The organism is Kitasatospora sp. NBC_00240 (assembly GCF_026342405.1).
In the GTDB taxonomy this organism is placed as follows: Bacteria; Actinomycetota; Actinomycetes; order Streptomycetales; family Streptomycetaceae; genus Kitasatospora.
The window spans coordinates 269,431-288,282 of sequence record NZ_JAPEMU010000002.1 but is presented as its reverse complement, the minus strand read 5'-3'; the positions used below and the strand labels follow the sequence as shown (position 1 = coordinate 288,282).

16 protein-coding genes are annotated in these 18,852 nt (G+C 68.3%); 11 read left to right on the top strand and 5 right to left on the bottom strand.

The window, feature by feature from the left end; translation table 11 throughout:
• Positions 1-24 precede the first annotated feature (24 nt).
• Both OG689_RS41065 and OG689_RS41060 read right to left on the bottom strand, forming a co-directional pair.
• Entirely contained in the window at positions 25-1,218 is a 1,194-nt protein-coding gene (locus OG689_RS41065) for an ISAs1 family transposase (protein WP_266328181.1), read from the bottom strand.
• A gap of 233 nt (positions 1,219-1,451) precedes the next feature.
• Positions 1,452-3,152 carry an IS1182 family transposase gene (locus OG689_RS41060; RefSeq protein WP_266328393.1) on the bottom strand — a complete coding sequence of 567 codons (1,701 nt, stop codon included), beginning with the start codon at positions 3,150-3,152 and terminating at the stop codon, positions 1,452-1,454.
• A 1,341-nt stretch (positions 3,153-4,493) separates the two neighbouring features.
• On the opposite strand from OG689_RS41060, the gene OG689_RS41055 reads away from it, so the two are divergent.
• The 5 genes from OG689_RS41055 to OG689_RS41035 all read left to right on the top strand — a co-directional run bounded on the left by OG689_RS41055 (position 4,494) and on the right by OG689_RS41035 (position 10,266).
• Complete coding sequence (locus tag OG689_RS41055) at positions 4,494-6,224, top strand: IS1182 family transposase (protein ID WP_266328179.1); 1,731 nt, start codon at positions 4,494-4,496, stop codon at positions 6,222-6,224.
• Positions 6,225-6,518: 294 nt separating this feature from the next.
• Complete coding sequence (locus OG689_RS41050) at positions 6,519-7,718, top strand: ParA family protein (RefSeq protein ID WP_266328177.1); 1,200 nt, start codon at positions 6,519-6,521, stop codon at positions 7,716-7,718.
• Positions 7,715-8,908 (top strand): ParB/RepB/Spo0J family partition protein, encoded by a 1,194-nt coding sequence (locus OG689_RS41045; protein WP_266328175.1) that lies wholly within the window; start codon positions 7,715-7,717, stop codon positions 8,906-8,908. The genes OG689_RS41050 and OG689_RS41045 overlap by 4 nt, the downstream gene beginning before the upstream one ends.
• Before the next feature lie 621 nt (positions 8,909-9,529).
• Positions 9,530-10,024, top strand: a complete 495-nt coding sequence (locus OG689_RS41040; protein ID WP_266328173.1) for a hypothetical protein — start codon at positions 9,530-9,532, stop codon at positions 10,022-10,024.
• Positions 10,021-10,266: a hypothetical protein gene (locus OG689_RS41035; RefSeq protein ID WP_323189404.1), complete on the top strand. Its 246-nt coding sequence runs from the start codon at positions 10,021-10,023 to the stop codon at positions 10,264-10,266. Before OG689_RS41040 ends, OG689_RS41035 begins: the two co-directional genes overlap by 4 nt.
• Positions 10,267-11,490: 1,224 nt before the next feature.
• Here the strand turns inward: OG689_RS41035 and OG689_RS41030 are convergent.
• The 3 genes from OG689_RS41030 to OG689_RS45115 form a co-directional block, all read right to left on the bottom strand.
• A complete protein-coding gene (locus OG689_RS41030; protein ID WP_266328171.1) occupies positions 11,491-11,646 on the bottom strand; it encodes a hypothetical protein in 156 nt (51 codons plus the stop codon).
• Positions 11,647-11,719: 73 nt separating this feature from the next.
• A complete protein-coding gene (locus OG689_RS41025) occupies positions 11,720-12,415 on the bottom strand; it encodes a transposase (protein WP_266328169.1) in 696 nt (231 codons plus the stop codon).
• Positions 12,394-12,633, bottom strand: a complete 240-nt coding sequence (locus OG689_RS45115) for a transposase (RefSeq protein WP_354536927.1) — start codon at positions 12,631-12,633, stop codon at positions 12,394-12,396. Before OG689_RS45115 ends, OG689_RS41025 begins: the two co-directional genes overlap by 22 nt.
• A 99-nt stretch (positions 12,634-12,732) precedes the next feature.
• On the opposite strand from OG689_RS45115, the gene OG689_RS41020 reads away from it, so the two are divergent.
• The 6 genes from OG689_RS41020 to OG689_RS41000 all read left to right on the top strand — a co-directional run bounded on the left by OG689_RS41020 (position 12,733) and on the right by OG689_RS41000 (position 18,142).
• On the top strand, positions 12,733-12,918 hold the full coding sequence (locus tag OG689_RS41020; protein WP_266328167.1) for a hypothetical protein: 186 nt from the start codon (positions 12,733-12,735) through the stop codon (positions 12,916-12,918).
• 415 nt (positions 12,919-13,333) lie between these two features.
• On the top strand, positions 13,334-13,522 hold the full coding sequence (locus OG689_RS45110) for a helix-turn-helix domain-containing protein (protein ID WP_354536926.1): 189 nt from the start codon (positions 13,334-13,336) through the stop codon (positions 13,520-13,522).
• 104 nt (positions 13,523-13,626) lie between these two features.
• Positions 13,627-14,073, top strand: coding sequence for a hypothetical protein (locus OG689_RS41015; RefSeq protein ID WP_266328077.1), 447 nt, complete (start codon positions 13,627-13,629; stop codon positions 14,071-14,073).
• 612 nt (positions 14,074-14,685) lie between these two features.
• Positions 14,686-16,467, top strand: a complete 1,782-nt coding sequence (gene ltrA, locus OG689_RS41010) for a group II intron reverse transcriptase/maturase (RefSeq protein ID WP_266328079.1) — start codon at positions 14,686-14,688, stop codon at positions 16,465-16,467.
• Positions 16,468-16,609: 142 nt separating this feature from the next.
• Positions 16,610-17,644, top strand: coding sequence for a hypothetical protein (locus OG689_RS41005; RefSeq protein WP_266328165.1), 1,035 nt, complete (start codon positions 16,610-16,612; stop codon positions 17,642-17,644).
• Between the two features lie 60 nt (positions 17,645-17,704).
• Positions 17,705-18,142 (top strand): ATP-binding protein, encoded by a 438-nt coding sequence (locus tag OG689_RS41000; protein WP_266328163.1) that lies wholly within the window; start codon positions 17,705-17,707, stop codon positions 18,140-18,142.
• Positions 18,143-18,852 lie beyond the last annotated feature (710 nt).

Below are 18,852 nucleotides of genomic sequence, written 5' to 3'. Positions count from 1 at the left end.
AGGGCGCCCAGGGCGCGATCTTTCTCAGGTGCCGGGCTTGATCAGGTCGAGAGCGTGGCCGGGGTGTGACCGGTAGTGGTCGGTGGCGGCGGCGAGGTTGCGCCAGCCGGCGAGGTCGGCGAGGCCCAGGGCGGTGTTGCGCAGGCTGGCCATGGTGCGGGGTGCGTGGCCGGTGCGGATCTTGGATGCGTCCTCGTGCAGGGTGACGTCCCTCAGGTGGTGCACGGCTTCCACTCCCCAGTGCTCCCGGACGTGTTGGGCCAGGTGGGCGGGGGTGGTTTGGTGCATCGTCAGGTCGGTGAGGGCGTAGACGCGTTCCAGGGAGAGCCTGCCGGTGGCCAGGACGCGGCGTCTGCGGACGATCTGCAGGACCTGGTCGGTGTGGGGGAAGGGCAGGTCGGGGACGGTGGCCACCTTGATCCGCCGGATCTCGTCGCGGCCGTGGGCGGTGGTGCGGGTCTTGTCCATCAGCGGGACCTCTCGCCACGGCAGCCGTCTCAACTGGTCGTGCAGGGTGGGGTGGTTGGCCTTGACGAGGGCGATGTAGTGCGCGTGCTTGTCCTCGACCAGGAAGCGGGCGTGGTCGTGCTGGGTCAGCATCGCGTCGAAGGTGACCACGGTGTCGGTCAGGTCGAGCGGGTTGAGCAGGGGCTGGAACGCGGTGATCTCGTTGCTCTTGGAGTCGACCTGTCGCTGGGCGATGACGGTGCGGGTGCCGTGCAGGGCAGCGGCCAGCAGGTGCACAGCACGTCGGTCGCGGGTGCGCGAGCCGCGGAGGGTCTTGCCGTCCACCGCCACGGCCCGCCGCTTGACCGGGCCGGGGCAGGTAGTGGTCGCGGTGAGGGGGTCTGCCGCCTGGTGCTGGAGCCAGGTGCCGACGGCGGTGTCCAGGGCGTCGCCGTCCAGGCGGGCCAGGAGGCGGCGCAGGGTGCAGGCCCGTGGGATGCCGCGGATCAGGCCGGCCCGGGCCCGCAGCGCGGGGTCGAGTCCGGCGGCGAAGCGGGCGATCGCGGCGACCGTGGTGGCGCCGGCCAGGACGGCGGCGGTGCACAGCACGAGCAGCGCGCCGAGGCTGTAGCGACGCCCGCGTACCCGCCGCGGGTCCGACAGGGCGTCGAAGACCGCGGCGAGGTCCGCCGAGCGGTCGGCGTCGGCGAGCAGGTCGCCGAGGGCACCCCCACGCTGGCGGGCGAGGGTGGGGATCAGGGAAGATGGCATGGCACGGCCCCGGTAGTGATCACTGGCTAGACACCTTGATCATCCGGGGCCGTCGTGCGTCCTGGCGACTCGGGCAACAACCCCAAGTGCGGCAGATCATGACATCTCACTACCCGAGAACGATCCCGCCCTGCGAGGGCGCCACGGTTCCGGAACCCGGGCAGCCGGAGCCCGAACTTGTCTGTGAAGAGGCGTTTGATGCTGCGGCCGACCCTGTTGCCCATTCGTGGAGGTTATGCGGCGAGAGTGAGTTCGAGGCGGGCGAGGTGGCTGGTGCGGGTCCGGTCGAGTGGTCTTGCGTGCCACCAGGCGTGGAGCCGGATGAGGTTGAGGGCGACGGCCGAGTAGACGTGCTCGAGGTGGGTCTTCGCCAGGCCGCGGTAGCGGGCTCGGCGGCTGTCGGTGACGGCGACGGCTTGGCGGATGGTGCCCTCGACGCCGGAGCGCAGGGCGTAATCGCATCGCCAGTCGTGTCCTGCCTGTTCGGCGCGGGCGGTGCGGAGGGTGTCGGTCATCGCCTTCGGGTGGAGGGTCAGCTGCCGGTAACCGGACTTGCCGGTGGTGCACTGCTCGCGGGCGGGGCAGGGGCCGCAGGTGGTGCGGGTGAACTTGACGACGGTCATGGGCTTGCCGTGCTGCAGGCAGGGACTCCAGGAGGAGCTGGCCTGTCCCATGGGGCAGGTTACCTGCTGGTACTTCCAGTCGATGGTGAAGTTGGCAGCGTCGAAGCCGAGCCGTTCACGGGCCTGGCGGGACCGATCGAGCAGGACCGGGGTGAGCAGGGCGACACCGCGCTTGCGGGCGGTGAGGATGGCGTCGGCGCTGGCGTATCCGGAGTCGAGGTAGTGCTCGCCGGGCAGCACGCCGCGGTGCCGCTGGCGCTGGTGGATGGGATCGAGCGCCTTGACGTCCGGGACGGTGGAGGCGGTGGTGGCCACGTCGGTGATCAGGTTCGGGGCGGTGCGCTGGTCTTCGGCCTTGCTGGTGCAGGTCTCGGTGACGTGCAGCTTGTAGCCGTTCCAGAACAGGTCGCGCTTCGCCGACCAGCGGGTGTCGAGGTCGTAGGGGGAGGCGATGCGTAGGTGGCCGGGCGGCAGCCCGTCACCGCCCTCGTCCTGCTTCTCGCGCCGCTTGACCTGTTCCCGCCCGTTCCGGTCGGTGGTGCGGGTGTAGTTCTGCAGCAGCACGATCCGCAGGGTCTGCACCGCCGGCAGTTCCCGCAGCCAGTGCGGGGAGCCCGGGTCGAAGACCGCGCCGAGCAAGGCGAAGCCGTCCCGGCCGTAGGTCAGGGCGAGCTGATCGCGCTTGGTCCTGGAGGCGGGCATGCGCCAGGTGTCGATCCGGGTGTCGTAGCGACGTGACCAGCCCGGGACATCCAGCACGACGGCGATCCAGTGCGGGGCGGCGACGGTCAGGGCCTCGACGGCGGCCCGCACGCTCTCCCCGGCCAGCTCCAGGCGGTTCAGGTCCCGCACGGCGGAGATCACGTGGGTGGAGTCGGTTCGCTGCTTGCCCCCGGCGGCGAGCAGGCCCTGCTCGGTCATCCGGGCCAGCAGCAGGTCCAGGGCCTTCTCCTCCAGCCCGTGCTCCACCACCCGGGCGCGGAACTGGGAGAGCACGGTGAAGTCGAAGCCGGTGTCCTCCAGCCCCAGGCCGAGTGCGTACATCCAGGACAGCTTGTCCCGCACGGCCTCCGCGGCCTGCCGGTCGGTCAGGTTCTCGGCCATCTGGAACACCGTGATCAGCGCGAGGCGTCCCGGCGACCAGCCCGCCGGCCCCGTCGCGGCGAACGCCTCGGTGAACTCGGCGTCCGGGAACAGCTCACCCAGCCGATCCCGGACCGCCACCGACAACGGCACCTGCCGGCCGTAGTTCTTCGCCCGCACCGCCCGCGCCACCTCGGGCGCCGGCTCCGGCCACGGCATCGCTTCCATCGACACGACCCCACCCACCCCTACGACCGGGAACGAGGGAACCGGCCGCACGCCCCAGCCTGCCCAACGATCAAGCCACTGTCAGCCCCCACCACGAATGGGCAACAGGGTCGCGGCCGGCGTCCTGGAGTTTGCCGAGACCGGTGCCGGTTAGCCTCGCGCTTTCACGAGCGGGGCTGTCCGAGGCGTGATCAAAAAGACGAGGAGTACCTCTGACCTGGGACGATGGGACTTGTCTAGGGTCCTTAGCGTCGTCAAGAGAAGAAGTACCGGCGCGGACGCCGCACCCTGATCCGCACCGATTCCGCCGGCGGCACCCACGCCTTCCTCGACTGGCTCACCGCACGCGGCCGATGGCTCTCGTATTCGGTCGGGATGACCATCACCGACGCGATCCACCAGGCCGTGCTCCTGGTCCCGGCGACGGCCGTGGCCTGGCTGCGGTGCGCGCGATGGAGGACGGGGCCGGGTGGTCAGGCGGGCAGGCTGATTGGGCGGGGCCGGCACCGGACGGTAGCTCCTGGCTGGACGCGGCCTTGGACACCGCTCTCGGCGCGGGACCAGGCGAGGACAACCTGCAGATGGACTCCGCAGTGGATCCGTCGGCGGAGTTGCCGGTGCTCCCCGGGTTGGAGGAACTGCTGCCCGGCTTCGAGCTGCCGACCGACCCGGCTATCGATCCGCCAGCAGTGTCACCGCTACAGGGTGGTTGGCCCACCGCGCCATCACTGCAGGACGGCGGCGGGGCGCCGGAACACAGGTGGCAGCAGGCGGCGGCCGCGTTCTTCGCAGGACAGCTCCCCGCGCAGTGGGTGGCCGCCGCCCGGCTGCCGGAGCCGGTCTTCGCGTCCCTGCCGCTGGTGCCGGGATGGGACGCGGCGGCGGTGCTTCAGGCAGGGCTCGGAACCGGACTGCCGGTCTTCGGCTCGGCGCGCCTCGACGAGGTTACCGACGGCGGGCAGGTGTTGATGACATTCCCCGCCGGCCACGGCTACGACCTGGGCCTGCTCGAAGGCACCGAGGCCGACGGTGTCATCGTGGTCCCGCCTGGCGGCCACTACCAGGTGACCGCTACCTGGTCGGACTCCCCCGCACCCGGCGCCACCTGGTTCCAACTCGACACCGTTCCATCACAGGGGGTGAGCACAGGTGACCGACACGATGCCCCGCCCTCGCTGCGATGTTCCCACCTGATCCGCACCGATCGCGGGTCGGTAGGTGGACATGCCTGCCCGGTGCACACGAATACGTCCCTCCCACCGCCCATACTTTGGGCTCGCTCCCGACTCTGTTGCTCTATTCGGTCGTGGATCGCTGACTGCGGCATGATCGCTCTTGCGATTGTCTCGTGGGCAGGCGGTCGCGGGGGTGGTGCGGGTGTCGATGAGGGCGGTGGGGCTGCCGGAGGTCCCGGAGCAGACGGCGCTGGTCGCGGCGGCGGCGTTCCCGAAGGGGACGCTGGCGATGCGGGTGCGGGAGAGGCTGGCTGAGGTCTTCGCGGACGAGCCGTTCGCGTCCGCGTTCGGGGTGCGCGGGGCTCCGGGCCTGCCACCGGGGATGCTGGCACTGGTCACGGTGCTGCAGTTCGCCGAGAACCTGACCGACCGCCAAGCGGCCGGGATGGTGGCCCGGGCGATCGACTGGAAGTACGCGGTCGGCCTGGAGCTGACCGATCCGGGGTTCGACTTCACGGTGCTGGCGAAGTTCCGGGCCCGGTTGGTCGAGCACGGTATGGAGCGCCTGCTCTTCGACCGGCTGGTGGAACACTGCCGCCGGGAGGGGCTGATCGCGGCCGGGGGCAAGCAGCGCACCGACTCCACCCATGTCATCAGTGCGGTGCGGGACTTGAACCGGTTGGAGCTGGCCGGGGAGAGCGTGCGGGCGGCGCTGGAGGCACTGGCCATCGCGGCGCCGGCCTGGCTCGGACAGGCGATGCCGGTGGCGGAGCTGGAACTGCGTTACGCGGCCAGGGTCGACTCATGGCGGCTGCCCACCTCGAAGACGAAGCGGGACCGGCTGGCCGAGGTCTACGGCCAGGACGCGCTCGCACTGCTGCACGCGGTCCACGCGCCCGGCGCCCCGGTATGGCTGCGGGAGATCGAGGCGGTCCAGCTACTGCGGCGGATCTTCGTGCAGACCTACTACGTGCACACCGACGCCCGGGGACGGGAGGTGGTCAGGAAGCGGGAGGCCGAGAAAGACGGCGTCCCGCCCGGCCATCTGCGGCTCGCCTCCCCCCACGACGCGGACGCCCGCTGGTCCGCCAAGGGAGACGAGCTGTTCTGGTGCGGCTACAAGGTCCGCCTCACCGAGACCTGCGACGACAAGGCCAGCGGGACCGGCGCCCGAACCCCGAACCTGATCACGGACGTGGCCACCACTGTCTCGACCGCGCCGGACGTGACCGCCACCGCCGGCATCCAGCAGCGCCTGACCGGGCGGCAGCTCAAGCCGGGCGAGCACTACCTCGACTCCGGCTACCCCTCCGCCGACCTGGTCACAGCCGCCGCACACGAGGGCATCGCCATGATCACACCGCTGCTGGCCGACCACTCCCCGCAGGCCCGAGCCGCCGACGGCTTCGACAAGAGCGCCTTCCGCATCGACTGGACAACTCGTCAAGTCCGCTGCCCCGAGAGCCGCACCAGCACCGGCTGGTATCCCGTCCAGCAGCACGGCCACGACGCCATCGTGATCGAGTTCGCCCGCTCCGACTGCGGCTCCTGCCCGTCCCGCGACAAGTGCACCACCGCGGCACGAGGCAACCGCATGCTCACCCTGCGGCCCCGCGAGCTGCACGAGACCGTCACCGTCGCCCGCGCCGAGCAGAACACCGACACCTGGCAAGCCAGGTACGCCCTCCGCGCCGGTGTCGAGGGCACCATCAACCAGGCCCTGGACGTCACCGGGTTGCGCCGGGCCCGCTACCGCGGCCTGCCCAAGGTCAGCCTGCAGCACGCCTACTCGGCCGCAGCGACCAACGTCATCCGCCTCGACGCCCACTGGTCCGAAGGCCCCCGACGCCCCCAGACCAGCCGACTCACCCGACTCGCCCACCAACTCGCGGCCTGATCCTCGACCCGAATAGAGCAACAGAGTCGCTCATCGGGCCGACGACGTCATCCACCGTTGTCGGCCAGACAACTCGTGTCGGGGGCTTCCCTTGGACAGCACCTGCCGTCGTCGCCGCTGACGGTTGCAGAACCGCGACCCAGTGCGCCAACGGGATGCTGTGACCGATTTCTGACCTTATAGGTTGATTTCCCATGTGAGGTAAACGCCGTTTACATGCCTGAGCGAGGATCGGGGCGCAACACGTACCTCTGGGATACCCCCAAATCCGGCGCGCGCCACTATGGTGACGTCATGGCATCTCCATACTCCGATGGTGGCCGGGAAAAGGTGGCATCCAAGCTTCCCGTCGCCCTTCGTCAGGAACTCAAGACCCGATCCGCCCAACTCGGCATCGACATGCAGGACGCCGTCACCGAGGCAGTCGAGCAGTGGCGTGCTCGCCCCATCGGGGAGAACCCCACCGTCGACACCGCCGGTGCCGAGAGCTGGAACACATGGCTCCCGGCCGGTCTGTACGACGATTTCAAGCTCGACTGCACCAGGCGGGACATCTCCTTCGTCCAGGGCCTCGCCCAGGCCGTACGTGTCTGGGTCGATTCGCACGCCGCCTCGCTCAACGAGCTGACGATCCCCCAGTACACGCGCCGCATCGTTGTGTGCAACCAGAAGGGCGGCGTCGGCAAGACCACGGTCGCCGCTGGCCTCGGGCAGGCCATAGCACTTGGACTGCCCGCCACGACCGGCGGCTCGAAACTGCCTGCGCTGCCCGGCCGGCGCACGCTGCTGGTCGACTACGACCCGCAGGGCCACCTCACCTCCCAGCTCGGAGTCAAGCAGGTCCCACCCGGCAGCGAGAGCCTCGTGACGCACATGGTCGAGCGCGACCGTGTCGTCGGTACCCTCCTCGAGCAGGTCGTACCGATCTCGCCCGACCACTTCGACGGACGCCTGTTCCTCCTGCCGTCCAGCTTCGACGCGTTTCTCCTCGACTCCCGGCTCGGCTCGGTCCGCGGCCCCCGTGAAGCGAGCCTTCAACGCGCCCTCGCCCCGTTGGAGGAGCACTTCGACATCATCGTCATCGATGCTCCCCCGAACCTCGGCCTCGCCATGGACGCCGGCCTCTACTACGGGCACCGTCGAAAGAACGAAGCCATCGGAGCCTCCGGCGTCCTCATCCCCGTCGAGGCAGAGGACTCCTCCGCCGACGCCTACGCCATGCTCGACAGCCAGATCCGAACGGTCAGCCTGGACTACGAAGTCGAGATCGACCGACTCGGCCTCGTCGTCAACAAGTTCGACAAACGTAAGGGCTACGTCGCCACGTCCTCCCTCGACAACTGGCAGTCCCTCGGGAGCCCGCCCGTCGTGGCTGTCGTACCCGACCTCAAGCATCAGCGTGAGGCAGTGCACGTCAAGCAGCCGCTGCTGATGTACGCGCCCACGTCCACCCAGGCCCAACGCATGCGCGAGATCCGTCGGAGGCTCGGATGAGCATTGCCAAGAAGCTCGCGGGCGGCGGAGGGTCCTTCGGGGCACTGGCTCAGGGTGAGGCGCGGGGCAGGAACGAGGCCATCGCGCGCAGCGAGGCCCTAGATGCGACCGGACGGGTCCGGCGGTCCTCCCTGGCGCCGGTGTCATCGATCGTCTTCAACCCGCTCAACCCACGCAAGACCATCGTCGACGAGACGATCGCCGAGCTGGCAGAGAGCCTGAGCCGCCATCAGATCGTCCCCGTCACGGTGGTCAGCCGGGACGCGTTCCTGGACGCGCACCCCGACCAGGCCGCAGCGGTCGGCGGAGCCGACTTCGTGGCCCTGGACGGCAATCGGCGACTGTTGGCCGCGCAGCGCGCGGGTCTGGCCAATCTGCGGGTGGACCTGAATGACGACCTGGTGGCCACAGCGGCGGAAATGGTGGAGGCCGCTCTCGTTGCCAACGCACACCGAGAGGGCGTGCTTCCCTTCGAGGAGGCACAGGCCATCGAGCAGCTCCTCAACACGGTGTACGACGGCAATCAGGCGGCTGTGGCCCGCAAGCTCGGAAAGTCCCGGGCATGGGTGGGTCAGCGTCTGGCGCTGCTTCACCTCACCCCGGAGCTTCAAGAGCAGGCCGGCACGGGTGAGCTGGCGATCGAGGACGCCCGCAAGATCGGGGCTGAGGCGCGGGCAGGGAAACTCTCGGCAGTCGAGCAGTTGGAGCGGGCGCGATCAGCCAAGGAGGCTGCTGCGGAGAAGGAGGCGGCGAAGGCTGCCGCCAGGGCGGAACGGTCCTCACGGGAGCCGTCCGCTCCGACCACAGCTGTCCCGGACGAGGATGTAAACGGCGTTTACATCGCGGTGGGTGGTCCGGCTGCGAACCGCCAGGAGGGGGCTGGTGTAAACGCCGTTTACACCAGCGCGATGCCTGATCCGTCCGCTCCGAACACAGCTGTCCCGGACGAGGATGTAAACGGCGTTTACACGCCTGCGGTGCCGGAGCAACGGGATGCCGCCGTGTCCGAGGGCTCGGGAACCGTGACTCTGGAAGTGAATCCCGATGACTTCATTCAGACGGCACAGGCCATCCGCGCGTCGATGGACGTGCTGCAAGCCGTTCAGGTGACATCGGCGTTGCTCGCCATCCTGCAGCGTGAACCGAGGTTCCCAGAGATCATGAACTCGATGAGGAGCAGGAATTCCTGAGATCGATGCCGTTGAGGCCCGTACCCCGCTCATGGGGTACGGGCCTCAACGGCATCGCCAGTAGCGGGACGGGCGAGGCGCTCAGCGTTATGTGTCGATAGGTGATCGCAGCACGGGGACGGGTTCCGGCGCTGTCGATGGGGGACCTCATAATTCGGCGACCACAAGATCGCGACCCTAGGCCCGCCCCGATGAATCGGAGGGTGGCCAGTCCTTCATCAAGGCGAGCGTCTCATTCGCTGTACACCACATCATGGCCACTTCCTGCCCGGCCACCTCTCTCAGCACGGCGGCGGTAGCGGTCTCCCTATGCCGGAGCAGGGCGAGCAGCTGGGCGACCGCTACCCTTACCGTGCCCAACTGGGTGGGGTGGCTGTCCCGTCCGGATCCAGGTGGCTTCATCCGGCTCAAGTTGTCCGGCTCGCCGATCCGTCCGGCTCAAGTTGTCCAGCTGGCGCCTTCGTGTCCGGTCTCACCGGACCTCGGGGCGTCTCACTCGTCTCAGGTGGTAGTCGGCCGATTCGCGGTGCGCGTGGCTGGCCGTGCCCGGTTTTCACCTTCAGGGTGGATTGAGTCTCAGTCTGGTCTGGCTTGTCTCACCGGACCCGTGCTGGTCGTTCCATGGACAGGACACGTGCGCTTTCCGATGAGGCCCTGCTGGAGGTGGCGGGCTTCGATGCGACCTGGGTGGAGGACGGGGTCGAGGTCCGGCGGCCGTTGAGGGGACGCGATGGGGATCGCAATGTCAGTGGTGATCGCCATCATTGCGAGATGAGCAACCCGAATCTGGCCACCGGCAGTGTCTGGCGACTCCACCGCGGCAACCATGAGGTTGCCCGGCTGGCGGTGATCGGCGCCGATTGGCCCTGGATGCACGCCGACGTCGAGACACTTCCCGGCTTTGAAGAGTTCCGCCCGCTGTTTGCGGAGCAGGAGCGGGCCATCGACAAGGAGGACTGGGAGCAGATCGACAAGTGCTACTTCCGGATCTGCAGTGCGCTCACCATGACGTTTCCCGACGGGAACCCCGTCGCCGAGTTCATGCTGCACATCCACGACGACGGTACCGCCGGCTGGCGCTGGCACGACGAGCCCTTCGACACGGTGAACCAGTGACGCGCTGGCTTCGCTGCTTCTGGGACGAGGAGGCCGTCTGCTTCCACTTCGAGCTGGACACCGATGGGCACGTGATCCGGCAAGTCGAGTTGCAGGAGCCCGGCAGCAAGGCTCTGGTCGCGGCGTCGCTGACCGAGTGGCAGGAAGCCCAAAGTGCTGGTCGGCTGGCTAAATACGAGAGTGTCTACGGTCTGACTGCGGAACTGCCCATCTCCGAGTGGGAGGGGCACGACCCGCAGTGATGAGTTCGAGATCGTTTGGTCGACCGCCCGTTGGCAGCTTCAGGATCGTCAGCGCCGACATCCTTCCTGAGCACGTCCACTGCTGCGGCCTCTGATCAGGAAGCTGCCATCTTCAGTGCGAAAACGGGCGTCAAGCGTCTCGCTATCCTGACAAAGACCTGCTCAAGCGGCATCACCTCCGCCGTGATCAACGAGACACGCCACCAGCACCACCTTCGGGTCTTCCGCGACGCCTTGTCACTCCACCAGTAAGTCGCCGGTCAACCTGTCACCCCGCAGGTCAACGGGCCCACGTCTGCAAGATCTAATGAGACGGGCCACTTCGCAACGGATGGCCTCAGCTGTGAGCTGCGGGCTTGTCGACATGCGATGTCCTCCTGACCGGCCATGTACAGCCGGACGGCCGACGGGATTCGATGAACAGGAGCCAGGCCAACCCGGACGTGCCGCTCTGGGTGTCCGGGTGAAGTTGTCCCGCCGCAGGCCAACACGTGATCACCGGACAACTTCAGTCGGACGGGACAGTAGCCTCTTCGCAGAGGACGGGTAAGGCCGAATCACCGAATCGCGCTGCCACTGCTGCCCTTGCAGTGACGCGCCCGTCCGGTCGGTCAGTAGCCGTCTCAAGCACGCTGAGTCATGCCTCCCCGCGGTCGGCCCACCACTCCCCCAGCATCCGCAAAGCAGTGCCCCGCACGTCCGGGTTGCTGTCGCGGGCGGCACTGAGCATGGCGTGCCAAGCCCCGTCACGGTCCGACAACCACTCCCCCAGTACGCCCAGGGCAGTGCTGCCCACCTTCGGGTTAGCGTCGGTGGCGGCTTGGAGGACGATCGACCGCGTGCCTTCGTGATCGGGCCATCGCCCACCCAGCACGATCAGGGCGGTACTGCGGGTACTCGGGTCGGCACCCTCTTCGGCACGCCATCCAATGCCAGTGCCAGAACCAGCGCCAGCGTGGAATTTCCCGCTCCCGGGTCGCCGAGCACGACCAGCCGCCGGCCTCCTCACTTGCCAGTCTTCCAGCACAGGCCGTGCGTGCCGCCTCCTGCGACCGCGCTCGATAGGCCTTCTGCAGCCGGCCTCCTCTTCTGCCGCCTTTCCCGGCGGCAGGTCAGCATCCGTCAGCTCACCTCGGGATGCTGAACGGAAAATCGGACCTCAGCCGGGCAGGCGGCAGCATCCGTTGCGCGGAGCGGAACGGACATCCGGGTGGGTCGGAAGGATCAGGCTGCGGGTGCGAGGGTGGCCTGGTGGCCGAGGGCCTGGAGCTGGCGGACGAGGTCGCGGGTCTTGCGGGTGCTGTTCAGGTGCCGTTGGTGCCAGTCGGCACCGAGGTCCTGGTAGCGGGCGTCGGGGTCGTTGATTGGGTGCCAGGCCATGACGAGGAGCGTGCGTGCGACGGCGACGAGAGCCTTGGCGTGGCCTCGGCGTTTGACGATGCGCCGGTAGCGGTCACCGAGGAAGGTGTCCCTGCAGGCGGCCGCGTTGGCCGCCTCGCCCAGGGGCCCTTGAGCCAGGAGTTGCCGCGTCCGGCGGGACCGGTGGTGTTCTTCGTCCCGGACTGGATGGTCCGGGGCAGAGCTTCGCCCAGGAGGCCAGGTACTCCGGGCTGGGGAACCGGCTCATGTCATGGCCGATCTCGGCGAGGATGATCTGCACAGTGGCCGCTCCGACGCTGGGGATGGCGTCCAGGCAGTCGATCAGCTCACGGCCCGCTCGTCCGGCACTGGCAGGCGTCTTGCCGTCGCCGTTGTCGTCCCCGCTGGGCGGCCCGGTCATCTCGCCGACAAATGCGGTGATGCGCCGGTCGAGTTCGGTGATCTTCTCGGAGAAGTGGTCGACCGTGTCCAGCAGGATCCGCAGAAGGTGGCCGTGGTGGTCCTCGAACTGGCCGGTCAGCGCCTCAATGAGGGCCTCGCGCTTCTTGACCAGGCTGTCTCTGGCCAGGTCCGCCAAGACCCGGGGGTTGCGTTCACCGGCGACCAGGGTGTTCAGCATCGCGCGTCTGGAGACGCCGAAGAGGTCGGAGACCACGGTGGAGAGCTTGATCTGGGCGTCTTCGAAGAGCTTCTCAACGCGGTGCTTGTGCAGGGCGCGGTCCTGGGTGAATGCCGTGCGGGTCCGTGTCAGGTCCCGCAGCTGCTGCACCGGCTTGGGGGCACGAACGAGGCGCGGACCATGCCGCGCTCGGCGAACTTGGCCAGCCACACGGCATCCAACCTGTCGCTCTTCGGGCGGCCCGGGACGTTCTTCGCCTCACGGGCATTGACCAGCCAGCACTCCAGGCCCCGGGCCTCCAGCAGGCAGAAGAACGGCTTCCAGTAGCTGCCGGTCCCCCCATCACCACCCTCTGTACGCCCTGGCAGAGCGGTCGGTCCCCCAGCTCCAGGACGGCGTTGGTGGTGGAGGCCACCGTCCAGACCTCCTGCACCCGTAGGCCTTCACGCTCCTCGTGAGGCAGCCGCATGCACACCACCCCGGACGCCTTCGCGATGTCGATCGCCGCAACGCGGGCCACCGCCCCGTCGGCCTGGTCTTCCCTCGTCTCTTCCACGGTCATCCTCCCTCGTACGCACTGGAACGGGGGCCGGCCGGGGAGCCAGAGGGAGACGGAGAAGCTGAACGGCGTGCTCAAGGCCGACAGTGCGTGATCCCTCGGTCGGCTCCCTCACCAGACTCCTATGCGGCTCGAAGCCCAACATCATGCGGCGTCAGCGGGCAGCCCCCGCAACGATTTTCATGCCCGCGAGGCATCACCCGCAGGTGAACGGCTGACTCCTATGAAGTCACGCAAGCCGGGCCGGCGGCTGCCCACGAACGCCTCCCGGGCGGGGCCGACAGATCCCGTTAAGGACCCAGGGTCAGTCAGTCGGTGGGTCAGGCCCCGCCGGCTCATGAACATCCTCACCGCTGATCTCCCAGGATGCCCGGGCCTTCAGGCCGGGGAGGAATGGGTCCTTAACTCGGAGCCGTGAAGCGGCGGAGTGATCTTCGGAAGTTCTGACGTGAGTGGTTGTCAGTGGCTCCCGGTAGGTTGATCTTGTATATCTCCGGTACTCCTAGCGCATCTATCCGGCGCCGGGTCGGCGCCAAGCGCAGGCTCGAACGTTCGGGTGTGCTCGGGTGGTGTACAACGACGCCTTGGCGGCTCGTTGTCGGCGGCCGTGGCAAAGTCCAGGTGTGCGGCCAGTTGAGTCCCGGCTGATGGCCACCGGAAATCCAGGTGGATGGTCGTCCGGCCTGCGGTGTTCCTGATCGCTTCCTCAACTGAAGGAGACCCCTCCGTCCGGTTTGCTGGTGTTTGCGAAGCAACAGCAACCGGCCGGAGAGGTCCTGTGACGAAGTCTGACAGAGAGATCATGGAAATCTTTGAGGCGTACGACCTGACCGAGACGGTCTGGTCGGCGGCCACCCTGACAGGGCACGACCCGAAGACGGTCAAGCGGTATGTCGAGGCCCGCGCCGGCGGGCGCAATCCGTATGAGCGCGAGCCGCGGCCGAAGATGATCGATGCGTTCCTGGAGAAGATCGAGGAGTGGATCGAGCAGTCCAAGGCGACGATCCGGTCCGATGTGGTCCACGACAAGCTCGTGAAGATGGGCTATCCGGGCAGTGCCCGCTCGACCCGGCGGGCGGTGAACGCGGCGAAGGCCGCGTGGAAGGCGGGCAAGCGGCGGACCTACCGACCGTGGATCCCCGAGCCCGGGCGGTGGCTGCAGTTCGACTGGGGCGGTGCGACACGAAGTCGCGTATGGCGAGTGAACTCGCAGATTGGAGGCCGGCAATGCCGGTTGCGTAGTTCCTGATCAGTGTTCGAGATCGGTCCCCTCCTCAACGTGCGTCCGCAGGTCCTGCCTGCCGGGGGTGCGGAGCTTGAGGAAGACGCCCAAGGGCCCCCGTTCTGTCCGGGGGAGCAACCGGGCAAGGGGAAGACCGGACGGGTGAACGTGAGTGAACCTCTGATGACACCTCGTCATCGCAAGCCTGGAAGACGGGAAGGACACCAGGTGATAGGGCCTGGCCGCTGGTGGAGGCGGCAAGCGGCGACCTCAGCGTCCCCAGAGGTTGCGTGAACACCGCTGGCCCCGGGGTTTAGGAGGCACCCACCCCGGTCGCATCTCACATACGCGGAACGTGGAAACCCCGTCGGGGTCCGAGCCGGTCATCCGGCCCGGTAGGCCGATCGCAAGAGGGGCGGAAGCCCCCGGCGGGACAGGATGCCCAAGAAGCAGATGCCGGTAGCCGAAAGGCGACGGGACTCGCGGCAACGGGCCGTCGCTCCAGGCGGCCGCCGAGGGGAACCGACCGGATGCCGGTCCTGCGACCGGGCCCGAAAGGGCGCTGACGTGGGCAGGTGAGCCTTTGAACAGATGGTCTTGCGACCTTGCGAACTGAGGGACAAGTTGGACACCGTTGAGGTGAACGGACCCGAGGGCGGTCTGGAGTGGGACGCCGTCGTCTGGCGGCACCACGAGGAGAACGTAACGAGGCTGCGGCACCGGATCTTCAAGGCGGCGCGGAACGAGGACTGGGCCCGCGTCCGGTCCTTGCAGAAGATGATGCTGGGCTCATGGTCGAACACGCTGATCAGCGTGCGACAGGTGACCCAGCGCAACACCGGGCGTCGGACGGCCGGGATCGACGGCGAGGTCGCCTTGTCGTCGCAGTCCAGGGCGGAGGTCGCGGAGCGAGTGCACCGTGACCGCTCGACCTGGGACCCGGTTCCGGTTCGACGCGTGTTCATCCCGAAGGCCAACGGCAAGCAGCGTCCGCTCGGCATCCCAGTGATCATGGATCGGTGCCACCAGGCACGGGTCCGCAACGCGCTGGAGCCCGAGTGGGAAGCCCGGTTCGAGTCCCGCTCCTACGGATTTCGTCCCGGTCGAAGCTGTGCCGATGCCATCGGCGCCCTCTACAACGCGCTCAAAGGGTCCCGGACCCAGCGGGTGTGGATTCTGGACGCCGATCTGTCGGCCGCGTTCGACAAGATCGACCATGTCCGGCTCCTGGAGAGCCTCGGTTCGTTCCCGGCCAGGGATCTGATCCGGGGCTGGCTGAAGGCCGGGGTGGTCGAGGAGGGCATGCTCGTCCGCACTGAGGAGGGAACTCCCCAAGGCGGCGTGGTCAGCCCCTTGTTGATGAACGTGGCCCTGCACGGCCTGGAGGAGGCCGCAGGGGTCCGCTACCGCGAGCGCGGCGTTCACGCCGGGATCGCGAAGGCGAACTCCCCGATCCTGGTCCGATACGCCGATGACCTGGTGGTCTGCTGTCATTCCGAACAGCAGGCCCAGCAGGTCAAGGCACGGCTCGCCGAATGGCTCGCGCCCCGGGGGCTGGTCTTCAACGAGGACAAGACGCAGGTCGTCCACCTCGAAGAGGGCTTCGACTTCCTGGGGTTCAACCTGCGCCGGTACCGGCGCGGGGATCGGCCCGGCAAGCTGTTGATCACACCGTGCCAGGACGCGGTCAGGCGCATCCGGAAGAGGCTCGCCGACGAGGTGCGTGCACTGCGCGGCTCGAACGCGATGGCGGTCATCGCCAAGCTCAACCCGATCATCCGGGGCTGGGCTGCCTACTACCGGGGGGTGGTGTCCAGTGCGCTGTTCAGCAGGCTGGACCACTACACGTGGCAACTCACCTACCGGTGGGCCTGCCACAGCCATCCCAACAAGTCGAAGAAGTGGATTGCTCGCCGCTACTTCGGCCGGTTCAACCGGTTCAGGAACGACTGGTGGGTGTTCGGTGCCCGCGATCACAGCGTGAACGATCGCGGGGACATCACCTTCCTGACCAAGTTCTCCTGGACCACCATCGTCCGGCATCAGCTGGTGACCGGTCGGGCATCCCCGGATGACCCGGACCTGGCCGACTACTGGGCCGCCCGACGACGCAAGGTGCCCCCTCCGCTGGACGGCTACAACCTGCGCCTGCTCTCCGAGCAGGGCGGTCGGTGCCTGCTCTGCGGAGACCACCTGCTCAGCCCCCACCAGCCCCCGCGGTCCCCTCGGGACTGGGAGCGGTGGTGGCTGAACGTCGTCAAACGGGCGATCGCCGCCGACTATCTCACCCACCATGGGCGGGACGGCCGATCGGACGGGAATCGAACGCGCCTCGTTCACGCCTCCTGCAACCGGAGCCTGATGGTCCGGCAGCGCAGGAGTTCGGTTCCATCCACCGCAATGCCCTCGGGGCTTGCTTGAGCCGAGGTGCGGGGAAACCCGCTCGCCCGGTTCTGAGGGGGCGGGGACGCAGCAATGCGTCCCCGCTACCCGACAGGGCCCGCGCATCGCGGGGCGGCGGACCTGGCTGTTCTGCGCGTGGCTGTCCTGGTCCCGCTTCCGGGTGGTGATCCCGGTCCGGGACTGCACGCTGGGCACCCTGGTGGCCTGCCTGGACACCACGTTGCGCCGTATCGGCGGGGCGCCGACCTACGTGCTGACCGACAACGCGAAGACCGTCACCGTCGAGCACATCGCCGGGATCCCGGTCCGCCACCCGCAGATGGTCGCCGCAGGCCGGCACTACGGCTGCCAGGTCGTGAGTTGCGTGCCCTACGACCCCGAGTCCAAGGGCGGGGCGGAGGCCACGGTCCGCATCGCGAAGGCCGACCTGGTGCCCACCGACGCGAACCTGCTGCCCGCCTACGACTCCTTCGCCGAGCTCGCGGACGCCTGTCTGACCTGGTGCGATGCGGTGAACACGCGCCGCCACCGAGCAACGGGACAGATACCCGTCGACCGCCTCGACATCGAACGCACCACGCTGCACGTCCTGCCGGCCGAGCCGCTGGCGCTCGCGCTGGGCGAGGAGCGGGTGGTGGGCTCGGATCGCACCATCAGCTTCAACTCTGTGCGTTACTCGACCCCGCCGGGCTATACCGGAGCCCGGGTCTGGTGCCGGGTGGTCGGCGAGGAGCTGTCCATCACTGCCCGCACCCACTCCGGGGACCTGTCCGAGATCTGGCGCCACCAGCTCTCCACTCCCGGGGTTCCGCAGATCATCGACGCGCACTACCCCGACCACCCCGACGGCCGCAGCGTCCACCAGCCCCGGCTGCAGCCCCGCTCGGAGGCGGAGATCGCGTTCGTGGGCATCGGCCCCGGAGCGGGACGCTGGCTGAAGGAGGCCGGGCCCGCAGGTGCCTCCCGCATCCGCGCCAAGATGGCCCGCGCCGTCGAGCTCGCCGCCGTGCTGGGCAGCGACCGGGTCGACCAGGCCCTCGGGCTGGCAGCTGCTGCCGGGCGCTTCGCCGACGACGACCTGGTCTCCATCCTGGAGCACATCGCGGCGAGCAAACCCGCCGGCGAGGTCGTGCGCGCGGACGAGGCCCACTCGGTCCAGAGCGGAACGATCGGCTGGCAGGCCCTGGGCCGGTGACCACGATCTTGTCCCTGAACACGTCCTGACTTCACGTCACCCCAACAGAACGGCCCCTTCGTGAGCTTCCCCAACCCGCCGGCCATCCCCGAGGAACTCGACAAGCTGATGCGCCGCATGCGCCTGCCCTATATGCGCAAGGCCGCACCCGACGTGCTGGCCACCGCCCGCGCGCAACGCTGGGACCCCGCCGAGGTCCTTCGGCTGCTGATCGCCGAGGAGGTCACCGGCCGGGACGCTGCAACCCGGCGCCTTCGTCGGCACTCGGCGAACTTCCCCACCGGCAAGACCCTGGCCTCCTGGCGGGCCGAGGACTCCACCATTCCCGAACCCACCCAGAACTCCCTGGTCACCCTGGAGTGGATCGGCCGCGCGGAGAACCTCGTGATAGCCGGCCCGTCCGGGACGGGGAAGAGCCACTTCACCGAGGGCCTGGCCCAGGCCGCGATCGAGAAGGACCTGCGAGTGGGCCTGTTCGGTGTGCGCTGTGTTGCATGACCGCGACCTCAACGCTGCTCTTCATCCGGCTCAAGTTGTCCGGCTCGCCGATCCGTCCGGCTCATGTTGTCCAGCTGGCGCCTTCGCAACGGATGGCCTCAGCTGTGAGCTGCGGGCTTGTCGACATGCGATGTCCTCCTGACTGGCCATGTACAGCCGGACGGCCGACGGGATTCGATGATCAGGAGCCAGGCCAACCTGGACGTGCCGCTCTGGGTGTCCGGGTGAAGTTGTCCCGCCGCAGGCCAACACGTGATCACTGGACAACTTCAGTCGGACGGGACAGTAAACGCCGTTTACACCAACGCGACGCCTGAGCCGTCCGTTCCGAGCACAGGTGTCCCCGAGGAGGATGTAAACGGCGTTTACACGCCCGCAGTGCCGGAGCAGCGGGATGCCGCCGTGTTCGAGGATTCGGGGAGCGTGTCCCTAGAAGTGACCCGGATGGCTTCATTCGACCTGCCGCCTGGGCCCCACCCACCGCCTGTGCCGACACCTGCTCCGCTCTCACCATCGTCCCGCCTCTCGCTGCCCGCAGCGACCGATGTCGGCGGCCCTGCCCATCGGTCCTCTTGCCAGCAGAGACTTCCGTCCTGACACCGAGGGAGGAGCGCGGCCAACCAGTCCCGGCTCACCAGGCTAGCCATGCGGCAGTCCTGACGCTCGCAGTAAACCCAGCCGTGATCGTCGCCGCCATAGCGGAGCTATGG